Origin of the sequence: Streptomyces sp. NPDC051310 (genome assembly GCF_044455245.1) — a bacterium.
Lineage (GTDB): Bacteria > Actinomycetota > Actinomycetes > Streptomycetales > Streptomycetaceae > Streptomyces.
The window spans coordinates 132,230-152,638 of record NZ_JBITEO010000009.1; the positions used below are offsets into that span (position 1 = coordinate 132,230).

Annotated in this window: 20 protein-coding genes; 11 read left to right on the plus strand and 9 right to left on the minus strand. The window is 72.9% G+C overall.

The genetic code is table 11. The features are described from left to right. Positions 1–40: 40 nt before the first annotated feature. Entirely contained in the window at positions 41–1,339 is a 1,299-nt protein-coding gene (locus tag ACIA79_RS15490) for an enolase C-terminal domain-like protein (RefSeq protein WP_399428755.1), read from the minus strand. A gap of 141 nt (positions 1,340–1,480) precedes the next feature. Here ACIA79_RS15490 and ACIA79_RS15495 point away from each other — a divergent pair, with 141 nt between their 5' ends. Both ACIA79_RS15495 and ACIA79_RS15500 read left to right on the plus strand, forming a co-directional pair. Next, positions 1,481–2,509, plus strand: coding sequence for a phosphotransferase family protein (locus ACIA79_RS15495; protein ID WP_399428756.1), 1,029 nt, complete (start codon positions 1,481–1,483; stop codon positions 2,507–2,509). Between the two features lie 5 nt (positions 2,510–2,514). Then, positions 2,515–3,729 (plus strand): acyl-CoA dehydrogenase family protein, encoded by a 1,215-nt coding sequence (locus tag ACIA79_RS15500; protein ID WP_399428757.1) that lies wholly within the window; start codon positions 2,515–2,517, stop codon positions 3,727–3,729. A gap of 219 nt (positions 3,730–3,948) precedes the next feature. On the opposite strand, the gene ACIA79_RS15505 is transcribed toward ACIA79_RS15500, so the two are convergent. Both ACIA79_RS15505 and ACIA79_RS15510 read right to left on the minus strand, forming a co-directional pair. Beyond that, positions 3,949–4,491 carry a hypothetical protein gene (locus ACIA79_RS15505; protein ID WP_399428758.1) on the minus strand — a complete coding sequence of 181 codons (543 nt, stop codon included), beginning with the start codon at positions 4,489–4,491 and terminating at the stop codon, positions 3,949–3,951. A gap of 31 nt (positions 4,492–4,522) precedes the next feature. Next, the gene (locus ACIA79_RS15510) at positions 4,523–4,954 is read right to left on the minus strand and encodes a matrixin family metalloprotease (RefSeq protein WP_399428759.1); all 432 of its coding nucleotides are present in this window, start codon (positions 4,952–4,954) and stop codon (positions 4,523–4,525) included. Between the two features lie 688 nt (positions 4,955–5,642). Between ACIA79_RS15510 and ACIA79_RS15515 the strand changes: the two genes are divergently transcribed. Further along, the gene (locus ACIA79_RS15515; protein WP_399428761.1) at positions 5,643–6,926 is read left to right on the plus strand and encodes an ABC transporter substrate-binding protein; all 1,284 of its coding nucleotides are present in this window, start codon (positions 5,643–5,645) and stop codon (positions 6,924–6,926) included. A 24-nt stretch (positions 6,927–6,950) separates the two neighbouring features. Here ACIA79_RS15515 and ACIA79_RS15520 read toward each other — a convergent pair whose 3' ends face one another. Both ACIA79_RS15520 and ACIA79_RS15525 read right to left on the minus strand, forming a co-directional pair. Then, positions 6,951–7,952 carry a hypothetical protein gene (locus tag ACIA79_RS15520; protein ID WP_399428762.1) on the minus strand — a complete coding sequence of 334 codons (1,002 nt, stop codon included), beginning with the start codon at positions 7,950–7,952 and terminating at the stop codon, positions 6,951–6,953. Then, positions 7,945–8,550: an RNA polymerase sigma factor gene (locus tag ACIA79_RS15525; RefSeq protein ID WP_399428763.1), complete on the minus strand. Its 606-nt coding sequence runs from the start codon at positions 8,548–8,550 to the stop codon at positions 7,945–7,947. Before ACIA79_RS15525 ends, ACIA79_RS15520 begins: the two co-directional genes overlap by 8 nt. Before the next feature lie 195 nt (positions 8,551–8,745). On the opposite strand from ACIA79_RS15525, the gene ACIA79_RS15530 reads away from it, so the two are divergent. Then, positions 8,746–9,897 (plus strand): hypothetical protein, encoded by a 1,152-nt coding sequence (locus tag ACIA79_RS15530; protein WP_399428764.1) that lies wholly within the window; start codon positions 8,746–8,748, stop codon positions 9,895–9,897. 60 nt (positions 9,898–9,957) lie between these two features. On the opposite strand, the gene ACIA79_RS15535 is transcribed toward ACIA79_RS15530, so the two are convergent. Genes ACIA79_RS15535 through ACIA79_RS15545 form a run of 3 tightly spaced genes read right to left on the minus strand, consistent with a single transcriptional unit; the run spans position 9,958 to position 13,044 of the window. Beyond that, on the minus strand, positions 9,958–10,551 hold the full coding sequence (locus ACIA79_RS15535; protein WP_399428765.1) for a TetR/AcrR family transcriptional regulator: 594 nt from the start codon (positions 10,549–10,551) through the stop codon (positions 9,958–9,960). A gap of 46 nt (positions 10,552–10,597) precedes the next feature. After that, positions 10,598–12,283 carry an AMP-binding protein gene (locus tag ACIA79_RS15540; protein WP_399428766.1) on the minus strand — a complete coding sequence of 562 codons (1,686 nt, stop codon included), beginning with the start codon at positions 12,281–12,283 and terminating at the stop codon, positions 10,598–10,600. Beyond that, positions 12,280–13,044, minus strand: a complete 765-nt coding sequence (locus tag ACIA79_RS15545; RefSeq protein ID WP_399428767.1) for an SDR family oxidoreductase — start codon at positions 13,042–13,044, stop codon at positions 12,280–12,282. Before ACIA79_RS15545 ends, ACIA79_RS15540 begins: the two co-directional genes overlap by 4 nt. A gap of 155 nt (positions 13,045–13,199) precedes the next feature. Here ACIA79_RS15545 and ACIA79_RS15550 point away from each other — a divergent pair, with 155 nt between their 5' ends. From ACIA79_RS15550 to ACIA79_RS15580, 7 genes are all read left to right on the plus strand, one after another. Next, on the plus strand, positions 13,200–14,444 hold the full coding sequence (locus tag ACIA79_RS15550; protein ID WP_399428768.1) for an exo-beta-N-acetylmuramidase NamZ domain-containing protein: 1,245 nt from the start codon (positions 13,200–13,202) through the stop codon (positions 14,442–14,444). Between the two features lie 95 nt (positions 14,445–14,539). Further along, positions 14,540–15,811, plus strand: coding sequence for a serine-threonine protein kinase (locus tag ACIA79_RS15555; protein ID WP_399428769.1), 1,272 nt, complete (start codon positions 14,540–14,542; stop codon positions 15,809–15,811). 314 nt (positions 15,812–16,125) lie between these two features. Continuing rightward, positions 16,126–16,749, plus strand: coding sequence for a hypothetical protein (locus ACIA79_RS15560; protein ID WP_399428770.1), 624 nt, complete (start codon positions 16,126–16,128; stop codon positions 16,747–16,749). Positions 16,750–16,882: 133 nt separating this feature from the next. Next, positions 16,883–17,599, plus strand: a complete 717-nt coding sequence (locus ACIA79_RS15565) for a 3-keto-5-aminohexanoate cleavage protein (protein ID WP_399428771.1) — start codon at positions 16,883–16,885, stop codon at positions 17,597–17,599. Between the two features lie 140 nt (positions 17,600–17,739). Then, entirely contained in the window at positions 17,740–18,807 is a 1,068-nt protein-coding gene (locus ACIA79_RS15570) for an RNA ligase (ATP) (RefSeq protein WP_399428772.1), read from the plus strand. 104 nt (positions 18,808–18,911) lie between these two features. After that, positions 18,912–19,334, plus strand: coding sequence for an Hsp20/alpha crystallin family protein (locus tag ACIA79_RS15575; protein WP_399428885.1), 423 nt, complete (start codon positions 18,912–18,914; stop codon positions 19,332–19,334). Positions 19,335–19,433: 99 nt separating this feature from the next. After that, positions 19,434–19,838: a DUF2267 domain-containing protein gene (locus ACIA79_RS15580; RefSeq protein WP_391812554.1), complete on the plus strand. Its 405-nt coding sequence runs from the start codon at positions 19,434–19,436 to the stop codon at positions 19,836–19,838. On the opposite strand, the gene soxR is transcribed toward ACIA79_RS15580, so the two are convergent. Continuing rightward, positions 19,793–20,314, minus strand: coding sequence for a redox-sensitive transcriptional activator SoxR (gene soxR / locus ACIA79_RS15585; protein WP_399428773.1), 522 nt, complete (start codon positions 20,312–20,314; stop codon positions 19,793–19,795). The genes ACIA79_RS15580 and soxR overlap by 46 nt on opposite strands. Positions 20,315–20,409 lie beyond the last annotated feature (95 nt).

The following is a 20,409-nucleotide window of genomic DNA, read 5'->3' on the forward strand; positions in this document are numbered from 1 at the left end:
AGCCGGGTGCGCCGCCGGGTGGCCGCGACCGTGACCGTGGCTACCAGCGCGGGACGGCCGGCGTGACCCAGCCCGGGTCGGCCTGCCGCATCGCCGCCGCGTCGTCGCGCTCGCGCAGCGTGCCGTCGTCGTCGAGCCAGCGCCGGTGGAGCGCGGCGAGCCGCTCGCGGTCGAGTTCGATGCCGAGGCCCGGTGCGTCGGAGACGGTGAGGCGCCCGCCGTCGAAGACGTGGCGTGCGGTGAGGACGTCCTCGGTCTGCCACGGGTAGTGGCTGTCGCACGCGTGATCCAGGTTCGGGACGGTCGCGGCGACGTGCGTCATGGCGGCGAGGCTGATGCCGAGGTGGGTGTTGGAGTGCATGGACAGGCCGACCCCGTGGGCCCGGCAGATCGCGGCCAGTTCCCTGGTCCGGTGCAGACCGCCCCAGTAGTGGTGGTCGCAGAGCACCACCTGGACGGCGTCGCGGGCGAAGGCCCCGGCGATCTCGGGCAGCGTGGTCACGCACATGTTGGTGGCCAGGGGTACGCCGCCGCGGGCGGCGACCTCGGCCATCCGGTCGGTGCCGCTGACCGGGTCCTCCAGGTACTCCAGGAGTCCGCCGAGCTGTCCGGTGACGTACAGGGCGGTGTCCACGGACCATGCGCCGTTGGGGTCGAGCCGCAGCGGCCGTCCCGGGAACGCCTCGGCGAGCGCCCGGATGGCGGCGATCTCCCGGTCCGGCTCGAAGACGCCACCCTTGAGCTTGAACGAGCCGAAACCGTGCTCGCCGGCGAAACGCCGGGCCTGGGCGACGATCCCGGCCGGATCGAGGGCGGCGCCCCAGTCGTCCCGCTCGCCGCCGGCGGGGTGTTCGGCCCAGCGGTGGAACAGGTAGGCGCTGTACTCGACGGTGTCGCGGACCTTGCCGCCCAGCAGCGCGTGGACGGGCAGGCCGACGGCCTTGCCGAGCGCGTCGAGGCAGGCGACCTCGACGGCGGACACGACCGAGAGCCGCAGCTTGTCGGCGGTGCGGATGCCGCGCAGTCCCGCCGCGTCCACCCCGTCGTCCGGGGCGGGTGAGCCACCGCACACCTGGTCCGCGAGGTGCGCCAGCCCGTTCACGTGGGTGACCGGATATCCGGGCAGCGCTTCGGCGAGCGACCGGGCGAGGTCCAGATACGCCGTGTCGCCGTAGGTCTCGCCCACTCCGGTGACTCCGCCGCGGGTGACGACCTCCACGACGAGCCGTGGGGTGTAGGGCTGGTGGACGCCCTGGGTGTTGAGGAGGGGCGGGTCGGCGATGAGGAGGGGGGTCAGCCGGACGTCCTCGATCAGGAGCGCACTCTGCACGGGATTCATATGTGAACCATATTCACGAGAACGATCACGCGGCCAGGGGTCGGCACACCCTTTCCCGTCCGGCACTGGACGACATACCGACTGGTCGGTCATGCTGCCTCCGTACGACCTGCCAGTCCTTTCGCCCCGGAGGTGCGAACGATGAGCTCAGCCCCGCCGCCAGGTCTCGATCCCGAGCAGTTGCGCGGCTTCCTCGACCGCCGACGGCCCGGACTGGTGGGCGGACCGCTCAGCGCCCGGATCGTCGAGGGCGGCCGGTCGAACCTCACGTACATCGTCACCGACGGCACGTCCCGGTGGGTCGTGCGCCGTCCGCCCCTCGGCCATGTGCTGGCGACGGCGCACGACATGAAGCGCGAGCACCGGGTGATCAGCGCCCTGCACCCCACGGCCGTACCGGTCCCGGAACCGGTGGTGCTGTGCGAGGACGAGGCGGTGCTCGGAGCGCCGTTCTACGTCATGGAGTTCGTTCCGGGCACCCCGTACCGCACGGCGGAGCAGCTCGCCCCGCTGGGCGCCGAACGCACCCGGGCCGCCGTCCTCGGCCTGGTCGACACGCTGGTGGACCTGCACGCCGTGGACCCCGAGGCCGTGGGGCTCGGTGACTTCGGGCGCCCCGAGGGGTTCCTGGACCGGCAGTTGCGCCGCTGGGGCAAGCAGCTGGACGCCTCCCGCAGCCGCGACCTGGCCGGCATCGACGAACTGCACGCCACCCTCGGCCGCCGGCTGCCGGTATCGCCCGCCGCCACCGTGGTGCACGGCGACTTCCGCCTGGACAACGCCCTGCTGGGCGAGGACGACCGGGTCAACGCCGTACTGGACTGGGAGATGTCCACCCTCGGCGACCCGCTGACGGACGTGGGCCTGCTGGCCATGTACAGCGTCCGGCTGGACCTGCCGCACTCCCCCGTCTCCACCACCGCCGCCGCCCCGGGCCACCCGGAGCCCGCCGAGCTGATCGAGCGGTACGCCGCCCGCTCCGGCCGCGACGTCTCAGCCCTGCCCTGGTACACGGCGTTCGCGTGGTTCAAGCTCGCCGTGATCCTGGAGGGCATCCACTACCGCTACACCCTCGGGCAGACCGTGGGCGCCGGTTTCGACCGCATCGGCGACCTGGTCCCCGTCTTCATCGAGCACGGCCTGTCCACCCTCCGCAGCAAGGAAGGCTGACCCCCATGGACTTCGCATTCGACGCGCGCACCGAGGAGTTGCGGTCCAGGCTGCTCGCCTTCATGGACGAGCACGTGTACCCGGCGGAGGCGGTGGCGGAGGAGCAGCGGAAGCGGCTCGCCTCGCCGTGGGACACACCGGCCGTGGTCGAGGAGCTGAAGACGGAGGCGCGCCGGCAGGGCCTGTGGAACCTCTTCCTGCCCGACGCGGAGTACGGGGCCGGGCTGACCAACCTCCAGTACGCGCCGCTCGCCGAGATCACCGGCCGCTCGCCGCACCTCGCGCCGACCGCGCTGAACTGCGCGGCTCCGGACACCGGCAACATGGAGGTGCTGGCGCAGTTCGGCGACGAGCGGCAGCGGAAGCAGTGGCTGGAGCCGCTGCTCGCCGGCGAGATCCGCTCCGCCTTCGCGATGACCGAGCCGGAGGTCGCCTCGTCGGACGCGACGAACATCGAGACCCGGATCCGGCGGGACGGTGACGAGTACGTCGTCGACGGCCGCAAGTGGTACATCTCCGGGGCGATGAACCCGGACTGCAGGATCTTCATCGTCATGGGCAAGACCGACCCGGACGGCGAGGACATCCGCCGTCAGCAGTCGATGATCCTGGTCCCCAGGGACACGCCCGGCGTCGAGGTGCGGCGCGCGATGCAGGTGTACGGGTACGAGGACCACTCCCACGGCGGCCACGCCGAGGTGGTGTTCGACGGCGCACGCGTCCCGGCCGCGAACCTGATCGGCGAGGAGGGCGGCGGCTTCGCCATCGCCCAGGCGCGGCTGGGCCCGGGCCGGATCCACCACTGCATGCGGCTGATCGGCATGGCCGAGCGGGCGATCGAGCTGATGTGCCGCCGGGCCGCCTCCCGTACCGCCTTCGGCAAGCCGCTGGCCGCCCAGGGGCAGGTGCAGGCGTGGATCGCGGACGCGCGGGTGACGGTCGAGCAGCTGCGGCTGCTGGTGCTGAAGACGGCCTGGCTGATGGACACGGTCGGCAACCGGGGCGCCCACACCGAGATCCAGGCCATCAAGATCGCCACCCCGCGTGCCGTGGTCGACATCATCGACAAGGCCGTCCAGGTGCACGGCGCGGGCGGGGTGAGCCAGGACTTCCCGCTCGCCGAGCTGTGGGCCGCAGCCCGGACGCTGAAGCTGGCGGACGGCCCGGACGAGGTGCACCAGCGGTCGCTGGCGCGGCGCGAGCTGAAGAAGTACGCGTAGGGCGCGGGGACCCGCACGCGGCTGCCCGCCTGACGACCGGGGGCCCGCCCCGCGGGGCCCGGTCCGTCCCGCGAGCCGGGCCCCCGCCTCGCACGGCCCGGCTCCGGGCGCGACGGCCGGGCGGGTACGCGGGAGCACGCCGGACGGCGGCGCCGTACGGGAGAAGTCCCGTCATGGGCGCCGCCGTCCGGCGATGTCAGCCGCGGCCGGCGAGAAGCGTCACCGCGCGGGCTGCTGCAGCGCGGATATCTGGACGCGGGTGAGGGATTTCGGGACGCGAGCCTCGCTCCCGCTCGCATATTCGTAGGCCTGCTTCTCCGAGCTGTAGCCGTAGATTCCTTGTTCCCCTGTGATGGTGTGCAGACCGGTGTGGTCGCCGGGGACGAGGTGGTACGGCTCCAGGAAAAGGATGTATTCCCGTCCCTTCTCGAGAAGCTGCGACGTATCCGGCGAAGCGAGTTCGAGAGAGCCGAGCTGCTGCACGGACAGCGTCCTGTTCTCGGTCTTTCCCTTCAGCACCTCCTGCACCTTCACCTCCGTGATGGTGAACGGCACGGTGTGCAATGTCCTGACCCGTGCGTGTGCGGCCGTCACGCGTACCACGAGACTGCTGTCCTCCCGGAGCTCGGCCAGGCTTTTGTACTCGTGCTGCAGGGAGGCGTGCAGGACCGGCGCGGATTTCTTCTCTGCCTCGGTCGTGGCGCTGCAGCCGGTGACGGCGAGCGCGGCCAGGACGACGAGTGCGGCTGTCTTCTTCAGCATGTCAGCTCTTCTCGGTGATCGGGCGGACCGCTCAGTAGAGGGCGTTCGCTCCATTGACGTCGTCCTGAGTGGGCACGTACATCCCGCACCTCAGCAGGTAATTGTCGACATACTTGTCCATCATGGTCACGGAGCCGCAAGCCCCGCTGTTGGGCCCGGTGTGAGCGAGCCCCAGGGCGTGGCCGACTTCGTGGACCCAGACCGACTGCTTCGCCCAGCCGGGCTGGTCGTCCAGGTAATACCTGTTCACCCAGGCGGTGTTGGTCTCGGTCCAGTACCCCTTGCTGTAGCCGTCGCTGCACTTGGCCAGCGGGTTGTCCTGCGTTGTGTCCACACCGCCGGCGTCCAGGAGCACGCCCCAGAGACCACCGGAGCCGAAGTTCCCGTCGGCGAGCCGGAGGTTGGCGCCGCTGTTGACGTTGGTGAAGTTGAACTGCGTGGAACTGGAATTCCATGCGTTCACCGCTGTCTGCGCAGGGTTCGAATAGGCGTAAGCAGAGGTGACGTTCGACCATTTGAGGTCGTTCCCGCTGCCCGCGTACTTGCATCCGAATACTTCGTAGGCCTGGGCGGCCGTGGCGCCCAGCGAGACGGATGCGGCGGTCATGGTGAGTACGAGCGCGATACGCGTGGTTCTTCCGCGGAGCACGGTTCCCCCCTATGGGATGGTGTGCGGATTTCAAGGACGGAGATCGGCCGGTCGAGACGTCGTTGCGTTCTCCGAAGGCAACGGGCGGACAGGATCAGGTGAATCCGCCCGCTCGCCGGAGGCCGCTCACCCGGCACCTGCTTTCACCCGCAGCCCGCAATGCGGTTCACGGCCCGGCCGGCCCGGGGACTTCCGCGCCGTCGTCTTGCGGTGTCTCTCTGCGGTCACTTCTCTTTACCCGCCGACCGCCATCCGGTTCACGGCAGCCGCTTGTCGTCCTGTGCTCCCTCCGGGCATGGCGGCGATCTCACCACGGACAACTCCCCGCCGGTACCGGAGCGGGGACGGGACGCCATGGCCGTGGAGCGGACGCACGCCGACTCCGTCACCTCTCCCCCGGGCCGTGCACCCACGTGACGTATTCTCTGGACGCTTGCAGCACAGGGCGATGGAACGGGGGCGTGGCCGTGCCACGGGGTCGCGCGAGGGGGGTGGACGGCTCATGGCATCGAAGCGGTCCGTTGTCCGGCGCGTCGTCGCGCCGCTGGCCATGGCCGTGCTCGCCTTCCTGCTCCCCGCGTGTACGCCGGGAGCGGATGCGCGCCGCCAGGCCGTCACCGTCTGGATGTACCCCGTCATCGCCGACCCCGGCGCGAGCAGGCGCTACTGGGCGGAGATCGAGCGCGACTTCGAGAGGACCGCGCCGGAACTGGATCTCGTCCTCACCCACCAGCCGTGGGAGGGCCGGGACGAGAAGCTGATCGCGGCGCTGGCCCGGGGGCACGGGCCCGATGTCGCCCTCCTGGCCCCGGACCAGATTCCCCGGCTGGTCACCGACGGGCTGATCAGCCCTGTGGAGCGGGTGCTCGGGGACCGTGCGGAGGCGTTCCTGCCGGCCGCCCTGGAGGTGGTGAGCCACGACGGACACGTCTACGCCGCGCCGGTGTACCAGACCGTCGCGACGACCATCTACAACATGCGGCTGCTGCGGGCAGCCGGTGTGAGCACGCCGCCCGGCACCTGGGACGAGATCGCGGCCGCCGCCCCCAGGCTGCGGAGCAAGGGGATCGCCCTCCTCGACTACTCCACCGGCGACGCGGCCTCCCTCAACCTCAACTTCTACCCGCTGCTGTGGCAGGCGGGCGGCAGCGTCTTCACCGAGGACGGCCGGAAGGTCGCCTTCGACGGACCGCCGGGTGTCGCGGCCCTGACCTTCCTCAGGAGGCTCTACGCGGCCGGCGCCATCCCTCCCTCGGCGATGACGAACACCAACCTCGTCGCCGGCCAGGCCCTCGGCAGGCAGGAGGCCGCGATGGGCTACTCGGTGGTGCTGGCCAACGCCGACGTGGCCGCCCGGCTCTGGGGACCCGAGAACGTACTCGTGGGCGGGCCCCTGAAGGGCCCGGTGAAGGAGGTCGCCTTCGGCATGCCCGGTTCGCTGGCCGTCAACGCCGCCGGGAACCGGGCGGGCGCCGAGCGGTTCCTCTCCTTCATGACGGAGCCGCGCCAGATCAGGTCGCTGGGCCGCGCGAGCGGATTCTTCTCTCCCCGCACGGACGTCACCGTGCCCAGCGATTCGCCCTATGCGCGGGAGTACCAGGCGGCCCTGGCCAGCGTCTTCCCCGGCGAACCGCACCCCGCGTCGCGACGGGTCATGATGCTGCTGTCACCCGAGATCCGCGCGGCGCTGACGGGCCGCAAGAGTCCCGGGCAAGCCCTGAGGGCGGCTGCCGCGGCCGCGAACGCCCTGCTGGCGCGGGAGCGCGGGAGCGGCGGTCCCCGGTGACCGCCCCTGCCGGGCCGGCCGGGATCACGTCCGACGGCCGGCTTCCGCGACGACGCCCGTGGTGATCCGGGTGGCCGTGGCGACGACGGTGCCCTTCTTCACCTCCGGACCCGGCGAGGACGCTCCGCCGACCCGGTAGTCGATGCCCGCGACGTACCGCACACCCAGGTACGCGTAGGTTGTCGGGTCGAGCAGCACCTGCATGCCGTTGCGCTCGTCCGAGTAGTCCCGGAAGTGGCCGTCCACGCCGAGGGCGAGCGCCGGGCGTCCCGCGCCGTCCGTCACCCGGACCGGCGCGGTGGCTCCCGGCAGGCTGCGGAGGACCTCGTAGAGCGTGCCCGCCTTGTCGGGGGCGACCCTGGAGCAGCCGGAGAGTACCTCCACGACCTCGGCGAAGTCCCGCTGCCCCTGCGTCATCCGGTGGGCACCGGCGAGACGGCTGGGTACGGACCGCTCGCGGATCACCCTCAGGGCCGCTCCGGGATCGTCGGGCAGGGCGGCCACCAGGGCGTCCGACGGTCGGGGCGGGAGCATCTGCCACGCCCCCTGGTAGCGGCCGTTCCACACGTCGACGTCGTCCGGGTCCGGGGTGCTCTCGTCGGGCGTGGCCAGCGCCCCGCCGTCGTAGCGGATCCACTTCTCCTGGTACCGGGGGCGCGCCGGCTCCGCACGGCACGACTGCGACGAGGGCCCGATGTTGAAGGAGCCGACCTCGCTGGGGCCGTACGTACTGGCGCCGGTGCCGCACTGCCAGGTGTCCCACCGGACCTTCTGGTACACCCACTGCGCTGCCGCGGGCGGGGGCGCTGCGGTGTGGCGGCCGGTGGTCGGCCAGGGCAGGACCGACAGCGTGGTCACCGCCGCCACCCCGCATGCCGCCGCGACGGCCGTGAGTCTCCACCCGCCGCGCCCCCGGCGCGGCTTGTGGATCTCCTCGTACAGCCGCCGGCCGGCGGGTGCCAGGCGCATGCGGTCGGGTTCGGGAGCGTCCTCCCGGAAGCGCCGGACCGCCGTGATCTCATCCAAGGCTCAGTGCCTCCCGGAGGTCGTACACGAGCGTGGGATCCTCCCCGCCGAGAGCGGCACGCACCTTCCTGCGGGCACGGTTGAGGCGCGAGCGCACCGTGCCGACGGGTATGGACAGGGCCTCGGCGACCTCCAGGTAGCTCAGGTCCGCCCACGCCACCAGCAGCAGCACATGGCGGTCGGCCGTCGACAGGCCCGCGAGTGCCTTGGCGAGCGGCCCGTGCAGGGCCTGGGCGGTGACCCGGCTGTCGGAGCGGTCGGTCCACGAGTCGGCCACCGGATCGTGCCCGCCGCGCGCCAGGGCCCGCAGCGCCCGCACCTCGGCCCGGTGCTGCTTGCCGATGAGGTTGGCGGCTATGCCGTACAGCCAGGGCAGGGCGTGCGGCCGGGACAGGTCGTACCTCTCCCGGGCGCGGAAAGCCGCGAGGAACGTTTCGGCGGTGATGTCGTCGGCTGCCTCCTCGCCCAGCCGGCGGGCCGCGTACCGGTGTATCCCGGCGGCGTGGCGGTGGAAGAGCGCGCCGAAGACCTCGGGCTGTGTGAGCGAGGCGGCGATGATCCCGGCATCATCCCCGCCCGTACTGCCCCGGCCGTTCAAGCGGTCCTCCGTGTCTGCTGTCCGTTGGGCACATCCCTCTTTACCCGACCCTTCCCAGCGGGTTCACGGCCGTGGACGGGACCGCCGTGAACCCGATCGGCCGCGGCGGGTAAAGAAGATCGCCGGCATGCGCCGGCACCGCACGAACCGCAACCGGCCTGCACGGTCACAGAGGAGTTTCCGTTGATACGAGTCGTGAGACGACTGACGAGGAGGACGACCGCGGCCGTACTCGCGGTGTTCGCTCTCTTCTCGACGATGCTGGTCGCCGCCGCGCCCGCCCAGGCCGCCCCGGCCTTGCCGGGCGGGAAGGCGAACTGGGTTGTCTCCGTGGGCCACATGGACCTGGCCGCCAGCAACAACTACCGCAACTGGGTGCGCCTGGGGTACTACGCCTTCGCCGCTGACGGCACGGTGACCACCACCTACTGGAACTGGGACCAGCGGGACCAGCCGGTGCGCGTGAACAGCGTGACCGCCGACTGCGGCGGGAACGTCCCCACGTGTGCGGTGCGCACGGTCGAGGGCTTCGCCGGCTCGCCCACGGGCGGTTTCCGGGGCACCTTCGCCTACGCGGCCGACGGGCGCCTCGTCGTCACCTGGTCCGAGGACAGCGCCGGCGCGGCGCTCACGCGGCCGCTCACCGAGTACTGGAACGTGGAGACCGGACTCGCCGGCGGAGCCGCGGCCCGCATCACCAGCCCGACCTTCTACGGCGCGTACGGCAACAACGTCGAGATCCCCGCCGCCGGTGTCTTCTCCGACTACACGGCCAACTTCGGCATCGGCTACGGGAGCAACGCGTCGCTCGACCGCGGCAGCCGCGCCACGATGACACAGCTGGTCACGGACCCCCGCTACAACGGGCAGCCGTACAAGGGCGCCTTCGTGGTGGCGAAGGCCTCCTCGTCCGACCCGGGCACCCGGGTCGGCATCGTGGGCCGGGAGGGTTCGGGCGGCACCTGGACCTTCGGCAACACGGCCGATCCGTGGAAGGTCTGCTCGGGCGGCGCCTGCATGGGCTGGCTGCAGCCGAACACCAGCTGTGCCGGCACCGACAAGGACCGGGTGCGCTACATCGCGGAGATCGGCGGAGGCCGCCGGAACACGGAGGAGTACTGGTGCCAGTCCCTGGCCCAGGGCCAGCCGTGCTACAAGTACAACTCGCACCCGCGGCCGATGCTGCAGGTCATCGATGACACCGGCACGTTTCAGGGCTGGGTCGGCGTCGAGGCGTTCACCCATGTGAGCACCGCGACCGGTCTGCCCGACAGCAGCTGGGTCGAAGGCTACTGGGGCATCTTCGACACCGTCTCGCCCGCCCTGCAACCGCGGCTGCCCGCCTGACGCCCGGGGGCCGGCCCCGTGCGGGGCCCGGGTCCGTCCCGCCCCCGTCGGGCGGGGCCCTCAGGGCCGCAGCGCCCTCAGCAGGAGGTCGGCCAGGTGGTCGGCGACCTGCTGGGGGCTGAGCGGCCCGTCCGGGCGGTACCAGGTCGACAGGTGGTGGACCGAGCCGAAGTGGTAGTCCACCACCAGGTCCGCCGGGGTGGCGGAGGAGAAGACGCCGCCGGCCTGGCCCTCCTCGATGAGCGCCCGGAACCGCTCGTGGTAGCGGCGCCGCTCCGCCCGCACCTGCTTGTTCTTCTCGGGGCTGAGGTGGTGCATGGAGCGGAAGAAGATGGACGCGTCGTCCAGGTTGTCGATGGTGGTGACCACGACGTCGGCGGCGGCGTCCCGCAGCCGCTCCTCCACCGGCGCGTCGGCGCCCGCGAAGGCGTCCAGCCGCTCCTGCTGGAGCCGCAGCACACGCGCGTAGACCTCCTGGAGGAGGTCCTCCTTGGAGCCGAAGTAGTGGTAGAGGGCGCCCTTGGTGACGCCCGCCGCCTCCACGATCTCCTGGACGGACGTCCGGTCGTAGCCCTGCTCCGCGAAGAGCCGGGTGGCGGCGGCCAGCAGCCTCTGGGGGACGGGGGTGCCGCTCCCGTCCGTCGTCCTGGCCATGTGCCGCCACCTCTCTCGTGTCTGTCGTGTCCGGATCTCGGCGCTCTTACCCGGGGAAACGCAGTTCCCGCCTGAGGATCTTCCCACTTGCCGTCTTGGGGAGCTCCGGCAGGATCTCGACCTCGCGGGGATATTTGTACGCCGCCAGGCGCTGCTCGCAGTACGCGGCCAGCTCGGCGGGCCCGGCCGAGGCGCCCGGGCGCAGGCTGACGTACGCCTTGACCGTCTCACCGCGGTAGGCGTCCGGCACGCCGACGACGGCCGCCTCGCGGACCGCCGGATGGGTGTGGAGGACGTCCTCGACCTCGCGGGGCCAGACCTTGAAGCCCGAGGCGTTGATCATGTCCTTCTTGCGGTCGACCACGTACAGCCAGCCGTCGGCGTCCATGAAGCCGATGTCGCCGGTGCGCAGTTCCCCGCCGGGGAAGGCCTCGGCGGTGGCCTCGGGCAGCCGCCAGTACCCCGGGACGACCTGGGGGCCGCGTACGGCGATCTCGCCCGGTTCGCCGATGGGCACCTCCCGGCCGGTCTCGTCGAGGATGCGCACCACGGTCTCGGCTCCGGGGAGGCCGACGGAGAGGGTGCCGGAGGCCGGGTCGACCGGCGCCTCCTTCTCCGCCGGGACGGCGGCGCAGGGGGCGGTGCATTCGGTCAGGCCGTAGCCGTTGCGGATGTACGGGCCGAAGCCGGCGCGGAACCTCTCCACCAGCGCGGCGGGGAGGGGCGCGCCTCCCGAGGAGATCACCTGGAAGGACGCGAAGTGGTCCCGGGTGGCGGAGGGGTGGGCTGCCAGCGCCATGAAGGCGGTGGAGGGCCCCACGGTGTAGGCGGGGCGGTGTTCGGCGAAGGCGTCGAGGACGACGCCCGCCTCGAAGCGGTGGGCCAGGACGAGGGTGCCCGCGTTGGCGGCGCAGGCGGCCAGTTCGCAGACCATGCCGGTGATGTGGAACAGCGGCGCGAGCGCGAAATAGGCGGCGCCTTCGGCGATGGGGTGGCCGGTGCGCTGGCGCTCGGCGTTGTAGGTGATGCCGCCGTGCAGGTTCATGGCCCCCTTGGGGGTGCCGCTGGTGCCGGAGGTGTAGCTGATGAGCGCCACGTCGTCGGCGGCCGGTTCCCGGTCCGCGGGCGCCGGGTGGCCGGCGCGGGCGACGGCGACCAGGTCCTCCGTGCCGGCGGGCCGCGGGATCCGCTCGAAGCCCAGCACACGCGCGTCGTCGCGGGTCTGGAGGTCCTTCTCGCAGGCGGTGAGGGCGACCCGGACGGACGAGGCGGCGGCCGTGTCGCGCAGGTACGCCTCCCAGGCCCGGTCCGCGCACACCAGGACGCTCGCGCCGGAGTCCGCGAGGGCGTGCGCGACCTCGGCGGACTTGTACATGGGGTTGAGGGGGACCACGGTGGCGCCCGCCTTCCAGGCGCCGAGCAGCGCGAGCACGAAGTGCGGGGTGTTCTGGAGCATGACCGCCACCCGGTCGCCGCGCCGGACGCCGCGGGCGGCGAGGAACCCGGCCACCGAGTCGGAGAGCGCGTCGGTCTCGCGGTAGGTCAGCCGCCCGTCGAAGTAGGCGAGGGCGGTGCGGCCGGGGGCGCGGGCGGCGGCGGCCCGGAAGGCGTGCACGACGGTCGCGGGCGGCCGCACCGGGGCGCGCTGGGCGTCGCTGAGCTGCGCGAGCCAGGGCTTGGCCGCGTAGACGGACGGCGCGGACGCGTCCGGGGCGCCGGGGGTCACGGTCACCGCTCGCTGCCCTCCCACTTCTGCTGGATGTGGCTCATGTTGTTCAGCCAGCGCTCCGGGTCGGTGGCGCGGGCGCGGTAGTAGCCGGCGACCTCCGGGTGCGGGAGGATCAGGAACCGGTCGGCCTCGATACCCGCGAAGAGCGCGTCGGCGACGTCTTCGGGTTCGATGGCGGTGGGGGCGAGGACGAGGTCGCCGGCCGATCCGGCGGCGGTGAGCATGTCCGTACGGACGCCCTGCGGGCAGATGGCGTGGACCTTCAGGCCGCGGTGGCGGTAGGTCAGGGAGAGCCATTCGGCGAAGGCGTACGCGCCGTGCTTGGAGACGCTGTACGGGGCGGCGCCGACCATGGTGAGCAGGCCGGCGGCCGAGACGGTGGAGACGAAGCGGCCGCTGCCGCGCTCCAGCCAGCCGGGCAGCAGGGTGCGGGCCGCGCGGACGTGGGCCATCACGTTGACGTCCCAGGCGGCCGCCCAGACGTCCTCGCCGGCGAAGGCGTCGCCCGGCGAGGCCAGGCCGGCGTTGGCGCAGTAGACGTCGACGGTGCCGCCGAGCGCGTCGCGCGCCTCCTCGACGATCGCGGAGGCGTCGCCCGCGACGGGGATGCCGCCGATCTCGTCGGCGACGGCCTTGGTGCGGCCCGGGTCGATGTCGTTGACGACGACGCGGGCGCCCTCCGCGGCGAATCTGCGGGCGAGCGCGGCGCCGATCCCGCCTCCCGCGCCCGTGACGACGACGTTCGTTCCCTGCACCGTGTTCATCGGGATCCGCCTCTCCGTGGTGTCTGCGACCGGTCGACAGACTAACCGGTCGGTATGTGACGGGGGAAGGCCGGTGCGCCCGCCTCGTTCCCGGGCGCCGGCGGGCGCGCTAACGTGCGGGAACCGGGTCGTCGAGCGGTCGCGGAGGTAAGCGGATGAGCGTGTCGAGACGGGGCCTGCTGATCGCCGGCGGGACGGCGGGCGTGGTCGCGGCCGGTGCCGCGGCCGCCGCTGCCCACGGCGCGGGCCGCCCCCGCGTGCGGACCGGCTTCGACCGGCTGGCGGCCGACGGGTACGCCGTGCTGGCGGGGCAGCGGGTGGGCGTGGTCACCAACCCGACCGGGGTCACGGCCGGCGTACGGCACGTCGTCGACGTGATGCACGCCGACGACCGCGTCGACCTGGCCGCGGTGTTCGGCCCGGAGCACGGCTTCCGGGGCACGGCGCAGGCGGGCGGTTCGGAGGGCCGGTACGACGACCCGGCGACGGGGCTGCCGGTCTACGACACGTACCTCAAGAGCGGGCAGGCGCTGGCGGACGTCTTCACGGCATCGGGGGTCGACACGGTGGTGTTCGACATCCAGGACGTGGGCGCGCGGTTCTACACGTACATCTGGACGCTGTACGACTGCATGGCGGCGGCCGCGCTGGCCGGGAAGCGCTTCGTGGTGCTGGACCGCCCGAACCCGGTGACCGGGCGCGCCGCGCTCGGGCCGGTGCTGGACAGGGCGTACGCGACCTTCGTGGGGCGCGAACCGATCGCGCAGGCGCACGGGATGACGGTGGCGGAGCTGGCGCGGCTGTTCCGCGGCGAGTTCCTCACGCGGCCGGTGGACCTCGCGGTGGTGCGGATGTCGGGGTGGCGGCGCGCGGACTTCTTCGACGCGACGGGGCTGCCATGGGTGCCGCCGAGCCCGAACATGCCGACGCCCGACACGGCGCTGGTGTACGCGGGGACGTGCCTGTTCGAAGGAACGAACCTGTCCGAGGGGCGCGGCACGACCCGCCCCTTCGAACTGCTCGGGGCGGAGGGCGTGGACCGGCGCTGGGCGGAGGCGGCGAACGCGCTGGAGCTGCCGGGGGTCCGCTTCCGGGAGGCGTACTTCACGCCCACCTTCTCCAAGTTCCAGGGCAGAACGGCCGGCGGGGTGCAGCTGCACGTCCACGACCGGGCGGCGTACGACCCGGTGCGGACGGGGATCGGGCTGCTGGTGACCGCCAAGCGGGCCTGGGGCGGGTTCGCCTGGCGGCCCGACCACTGGATCGACAAGCTGACCGGCTCGGCGACGGTGCGGACGCTGATCGACGCGGGCGCCGGGACGGACGACGTGGTGACCGCCTGGGAGGCGGACCTGGCGGCGTTCCGGGAGGTGCGGCGGGCGTACCTGCTGTACCCCTAGGCCGTGTCCGGACTCCGGGCCGGCACGGGCCTTTCCGTTCCTCCGCCGCGGCGGGATGCTGGGCGTGCAGCGATCCTCGGAGCGGAGGGGCGGGCATGAGCGGGATGGGTGTCAGGCCGTACCAGGAGATCACCTTCGACAAGGACGGCGACGCGGACGGCGCGCAACGGGACGCGCTCCTGCGGCTGGACGTCACCGATCTGGTGATGTTCGCCCACGGGTGGAACAGTTCGCGTGCCGTGTCGGCACGGCTGTACGCGCGCTTCTTCGAACCGTTCCCCGCGCTGGTGAACGGCTCGCCGGGGGTGCGGCTGGGGTACGCGGGCATCGTCTGGCCGTCGCTGCGGTTCGCCGACGAGCCGGTCCCCGACTTCGGCCGGGGGGTGCTGCCGGCGCCGCCGGCGGGCCCGGAGCTGGAGGAGGAGACGCGGCGCGGGCTGGTCGAGGTCTTCCCCGGCCGGGAGGCGGAGGTGGCACGGATCGCCGCCCTGCTGGGCGAGCAGCCCGAGCGGCGGGCGGCGTTCGACGAGTTCGGCGAGCTGGTGCGCCGGCTGGTGGCGCAGGAGGAAGGGGCTCCCGCCTTCGTGGGGGACCTGGGGGACGAGGGGCCGCCGGCCTTCCTGCGGGAGGACGTGGTCTCGGTGTGCGCCGACTTCACCGCCGCCCTGGACGGGGCGCGCCAGCCGCTCTTCATCGGCGGCGGATTCAAACGGCTGTGGAAGGGCGCCAAGGAGGTGCTGCGGCAGGCCGCGTACTGGGCGATGAAGCGGCGTTCGGGCGTCGTCGGCGAGCGGGGGCTCGGCCCGTTGCTGGGCGGGCTGGCGCGGTCGTCGCCCGGCGTCCGGGTCCATCTGGTCGGGCACAGCCAGGGGGCGCGGCTGGTGGCGTTCGCGTTGCGCGGTCTGCCCGGCGGGGTGCGGAACGTGGCGTCGGTGACGCTGCTGCAGGGCGCGTTCTCCCACTACGCGTTCGCGTCGCGGCTGCCGCACGGGCTGCGTGGCGGTGGCGCGCTGGAGGGGATGCACCGGCGGGTCGACGGTCCGGTGGTGGCCTGTTATTCGCGTCACGACACCGCGCTGTCGGTGATCTACCCCCTCGCGTCCCGGGCGGCCGGTGACGACCGGGGCGTGCTCCGCGGGGACGGGCGGTGGTGCGCGATGGGCTTCGACGGCATCCAGGCGGTGGACGGCACGCCCGATCTGTCCCTGGACGCGGCCCTGTCACGCGGGCTGCCCCGCTCCGGGTGCGTGAACGTCGACGCGGCGTCGGTGGTGCGGCGCGGCGGGCCCCCGGCGGGAGCGCACAGCGACATCTGCCACCCGGAGCTCGCGCGCGTGGTGCTCACTGCCGGCCGGATCGGGCGGTGAACCCCGGGGCCGGGCGCCGGCGTCACGGCGGGCGGCGCGCAGGGGCCACAACGCCGGTGACGGTTCTCGGACTTCCGCGCGCCGGCACGAGGAGCTCGTCCCGGGGGCGCGCCGCCGCAGGCGGGGCCGCCGCCGTCGAGCGTCAACGAGCTGAGTGGCCCTCACCCTGAGGAGTCGTCAGGGAGACCGTCCCAGCGACATTTCACGCCAGATCCACCGATGAGGGGTCCCCTCCGTTTTTCGATGGAGCCGAAACGGGCACTCGTACGTCCATTCATCGACGCCGAAGTACCAGCGACGGAGGTGGCAGTGCGATGGCCGGTTTCCGAAGTCTTGCCAGACAGGTACGTGATCCGGGGTGCGACCTGGCCCTGCGGCGGTATTCGCTGCGCAAGTGCCTGGAGCGGTTCGCCCCTTACGGGCACCGGGCTACCTGGGACCACCTGTGCACGAGGCACAGGTTCGGGCCCGAGGACCGGGAGCCGGATCCGGCGCGGCTGGTGGCCGCGCTCGACGAGGTGGAGGAGGCGCGCAGCGTCTGGCTCGCGTACGAGGAGGAGTTCGCGGAGCGCCGCAAGCGCGAGAAGCACGACGGGCTGCGCCGGCCCGGCTGGATCGACGACTGGCACCGGCGCACCTGGGGCGGCAACGGCATCGCCCGCTGCGACGACCCGTCGCTGCACCCGACGCTGCCGCTGGCCGAGGCTCTGCGGCGGTTGATCACCGCGCTGGAGTCGGCGCCCGGGCACACCTGTCCGGTCTGCGCCGGGGACGGCATCGTGTGGCGGCCCGAGCTGAACGGGGAGCCGTGGTTCGGGCCGGTCTGCACGGACTGCGGGATCGTCGTGCCGCAGGCCGTGCTGTCCCCCGACGCCCTGGCGGCGGCCAAGCGGCGGATCCGGCTGCAGCCGCGCAGGGAACTCGTGTCGGTGGCGTGACGGGGCACGCGGTGACGGGGGTACGGGGCGCGGGGGCGGGCGACGACGTCGGCACGTCCCCGGCGCCGGTTCCGCCGCCCATGCGCGTGCCGTTGCCGGTGCCGGTGCCGGTGCCGGAGGGGAGTATCGGGGCGTGATCCAGGTCTGTCTCAACGGCCGCCGCGGACCGGGCGAATCCGCCGCCGTACCCCTGTCCCCGGACGCCCTGGCAGGGTCCGCCGCCCGGGCGGTGGCGGCAGGGGCGGCGGATGTGCACGTGCACCCCAGGACGCCGTGCGGGGACGACACGCTGTCGCCCCGTGCCGTGGCCGCCGTCCTCACGGCGCTGCGGGACGCGGTGGCGGTTCCGGTCGGGGTGACCACCGGGGCGTGGGCCGAACCCGATCCGGCACGCCGTGCGGAGCGGGTGCGGTCGTGGACGGTGCTGCCCGATCACGCCTCGGTCAACTGGCACGAGCCGGGTGCCGAGGAGGTCGCGGCGGCGCTGCTGGAGCGCGGGGTGGGTGTGGAGGCGGGCGTGTGGTCGGGCACGGACGGCGCGCGCCGCTTCCTGGCCTCGCCGCTGGCGTCCCGGGTGACGCGCGTGCTGGCCGAGGTGACGGACCCCGGCCCCTCGACCGCGGAGGCGACCGCCCGGACCCTGCTGGCGCAGCTCGGGGACGCCGGGGGCGTACCGGTGCTGCTGCACGGAGAGGACGGCGGCGCGTGGCCCGTCGCGCGGCTGGCGGTACGGCTGGGCCTGGACACCCGGATCGGCCTGGAGGACACGCTGTACCTGCCGGACGGCCGGCCCGCACGGTCCAACGCGCAGCTCGTGGCGGCGCTTTCGGGCCTCGGGTCCAGCTCCTGACGGGAGCCCGGTCCGGGGCTGCCGCCGCCCGGTGCCCGGCGAAGGGAACGACGCTACCAAGGGCGAAAAGCGGTGGGCCAGCGGATTCCGGCCCGCGAGAGTGGGGCCGATGACAAGCCCGCCCTGAGGGAGCCACCGCCATGTCGACGCTGCGCGTCACCGCCGAACTGCTGACCGTCCACGACCATCCCGACGCCGACGCCCTGGAACTGGCCCAGGTGGGTCTGTACCGGGCCGTCGTCGCCAAGGGCGCCTACCGCAGCGGCGACGCCGCCGTGTACATCCCCGAGCAGGCCGTCCTGCCGCCGGCGCTCGTGGAGGAGCTGGGGCTGACCGGGCGCCTGGCGGGCAGGGCGTCCGACCGGGTCAAGGCGGTGCGGCTGCGCGGCGAGCTGTCGCAGGGCATCGTGTGCCGGCCGCGCGCCTTGGCCGGGGTGGACCTGGTGCGGGCCGCCGCGGAGGGGACGGACTTCGCCGAGCTGCTCGGCATCACCAAGTGGGTGCCGCCGGTGCCGACGACGATGAGCGGCGACGTGGAGCCGGCGCCCGGCCTGCTGCCGTGGGTCGACATCGAGAACGTCCAGCGGTATCCGGGGATCTTCGAGCCGGGCGAGCCGGTGGTGCTGACGGAGAAGGTGCACGGCACCGCCTGCCTGCTGACCCACCTCACCGACGAGGGGCGGGTGCACGTCTCGTCGAAGGGCTTCGGCGCGAAGAACATGGCGCTCAAGGAGGATCCCCGCAACCTGTACTGGCGGGCCGTCCGTGCCCATGGCGTACCGGAGGCCGCCGCGCGCCTCGCCGCGCGGCTGGGCGCCACCCGGGTCGGGATCTTCGGCGAGGTGTACGGCGCGGGGGTCCAGGACCTGGCGTACGGCGCCAACGGCCGCAGCGAGGAGCTGGGGTACGCCGTCTTCGACGTGTCGGCCGAGATCGACGGCCGGGTCCGCTGGCTGGACGCGGCGGAGGTGCTCGGCGAGGAGCTCCCGCTGGTGCCGCGCCTGTACGCGGGGCCGTACGACATCGCGACGGTGCTGGAGCTGGCGAGCGGGCGGGAGACGGTCTCCGGGCGGGGGCTGCACCTGCGCGAAGGCGTGGTGATCCGGTCGGCGACGGAGCGGTACAGCCCGGTGACGGGCGGGCGCGCGATCGCGAAGGCCGTGAGCCCCGCCTACCTGACGCGCAAGGGCGGCACCGAATACGAGTGAGGTTTATTGAGTCTCCTCTTGTCAACTTGGGCCCGGCGGAGTTATAGAAGAAGAGCAACGGTCAGCACCATCAAGAACAGCGGAACACAGAGGAGGGACCGATGATGCTGATGCGTACCGACCCCTTCCGTGAGCTCGACCGGCTCACCGAGCGCCTGCTGGGGACAAGCGCGCACCCGGCGGCCATGCCGATGGACGCCTTCCGCGAAGGGGACACCTTCGTCGTGCAGCTCGACCTCCCCGGCGTCACGCCGGAGAGCATCGACCTGGACGTCGAGCGGAATGTGCTCACGGTCCGGGCCGAGCGCCGCACGACTCCCGCGGAGGGCGCCGAGATGGTGATCGCGGAGCGGCCGGCCGGCACGTTCAGCCGTCAGCTGTTCCTCGGCGAGACCCTGGACACCGAGCGCATCGAGGCCGCCTACGACATGGGTGTCCTCACGCTGCGGATCCCGGTCGCCGAGCAGGCGAAGCCGCGCAGGATCACCATCAGCGGCGGCAGCGACCGCAGGCAGATCAGCGGCTGACCGCCCGCCGCCGCACGGCACGGGGGCGGGGCCCTGCCGCCCCGCCCCCCGTGCGCCGCACCCGCTCACATCCGCCGGTCGAAAGGCTCGGGGAGAACGATGCGCATGCAGTGGGACACGTTCCTGGCCGCGGTGCAGGAGCGTGGCGAATACCCGTCACGGCGGGAGGCCGACCGGGCCGCCCGCGTCATCCTCGCCCTGCTGGGCGCCCATCTCGTCGGCAACGAGCGGGCCGAGCTGGCCGCCGGGCTGCCGGAGACCTGCGCCCTGGTGCTGCTCAACCCGCTGACCGCGGCGGAGCCCCTCAGCCCGGAGCGCTTCGTACGCGCCACCGCCGCGTGGATCGAGGGCGCCACCGAGGAGACCGCCCAGTGGGACATCGGCGCCGTGCTGAGCGTCGTGGCCGACTCGGCGGACGAGGACCTGATGCGCCGGGTCCTGCTCCAGCTGCCCCCGGGCTACGACCTGCTCTTCGGCCGGCCCGGCATGTCCGAGCCGTCCTGAACCTCGCCCTCCTCCGGGCGGCAGCGCTCGGGCATGAGGCGGGAGCCCGCCATGCGCTCGCCGAAGACGTCGTCGGGGTTGGACAGCACGCACGTCTCCAGCGACAGGCACCCGCATCCGATGCAGTCGGTGAGGTGGTCGCGCAGCCGGTTCAACTGCTTGATCCGCTCGTCGAGTTCCGAGCGCCACGCCGCGGACAGGCGCGCCCAGTCCTCACGGGTGGGCGTGCGCTCCTCCGGCAGCTCCGCGAGCGCCTCGCGGACGGTCGCGAGCGGGATGCCGACGCGCTGCGCCGCGCGGACGAAGGCGACCCGGCGCAGCGCGTCCCTTCCGTACCGGCGCTGGTTCCCGCTGGTGCGCCGGCTGCTGATCAGGCCCTTGGACTCGTAGAAGTGCAGGGCCGACACGGCAGCGCCGCTGCGCGCGGACAGCTGGCCGACCGTGAGCTCGTGGATCTTCTCTGGAATCTTCGGCACCCGCCCGACCCTACTGGGCGCGCTGCCGCCGTCCGTTGACAGGAGGGCCCCCGCCCAGCATGCTGAGCAAGCGCTTAGACATCAGGATGCAGGGA

What these genes read in the sequence shown, in the direction of transcription:
- ACIA79_RS15490 (WP_399428755.1), bottom strand. Translation starts at nt 1,339, where the DNA reads ATGAATCCCGTGCAGAGTGCGCTCCTGATCGAGGACGTCCGGCTGACC.
- ACIA79_RS15495 (WP_399428756.1), top strand. Translation starts at nt 1,481, where the DNA reads ATGAGCTCAGCCCCGCCGCCAGGTCTCGATCCCGAGCAGTTGCGCGGC.
- ACIA79_RS15500 (WP_399428757.1), top strand. Translation starts at nt 2,515, where the DNA reads ATGGACTTCGCATTCGACGCGCGCACCGAGGAGTTGCGGTCCAGGCTG.
- ACIA79_RS15505 (WP_399428758.1), bottom strand. Translation starts at nt 4,491, where the DNA reads ATGCTGAAGAAGACAGCCGCACTCGTCGTCCTGGCCGCGCTCGCCGTC.
- ACIA79_RS15515 (WP_399428761.1), top strand. Translation starts at nt 5,643, where the DNA reads ATGGCATCGAAGCGGTCCGTTGTCCGGCGCGTCGTCGCGCCGCTGGCC.
- ACIA79_RS15535 (WP_399428765.1), bottom strand. Translation starts at nt 10,551, where the DNA reads ATGGCCAGGACGACGGACGGGAGCGGCACCCCCGTCCCCCAGAGGCTG.
- ACIA79_RS15545 (WP_399428767.1), bottom strand. Translation starts at nt 13,044, where the DNA reads ATGAACACGGTGCAGGGAACGAACGTCGTCGTCACGGGCGCGGGAGGC.
- ACIA79_RS15550 (WP_399428768.1), top strand. Translation starts at nt 13,200, where the DNA reads ATGAGCGTGTCGAGACGGGGCCTGCTGATCGCCGGCGGGACGGCGGGC.
- ACIA79_RS15555 (WP_399428769.1), top strand. Translation starts at nt 14,540, where the DNA reads ATGAGCGGGATGGGTGTCAGGCCGTACCAGGAGATCACCTTCGACAAG.
- ACIA79_RS15560 (WP_399428770.1), top strand. Translation starts at nt 16,126, where the DNA reads ATGGCCGGTTTCCGAAGTCTTGCCAGACAGGTACGTGATCCGGGGTGC.
- ACIA79_RS15570 (WP_399428772.1), top strand. Translation starts at nt 17,740, where the DNA reads ATGTCGACGCTGCGCGTCACCGCCGAACTGCTGACCGTCCACGACCAT.
- ACIA79_RS15575 (WP_399428885.1), top strand. Translation starts at nt 18,912, where the DNA reads ATGCTGATGCGTACCGACCCCTTCCGTGAGCTCGACCGGCTCACCGAG.
- ACIA79_RS15580 (WP_391812554.1), top strand. Translation starts at nt 19,434, where the DNA reads ATGCGCATGCAGTGGGACACGTTCCTGGCCGCGGTGCAGGAGCGTGGC.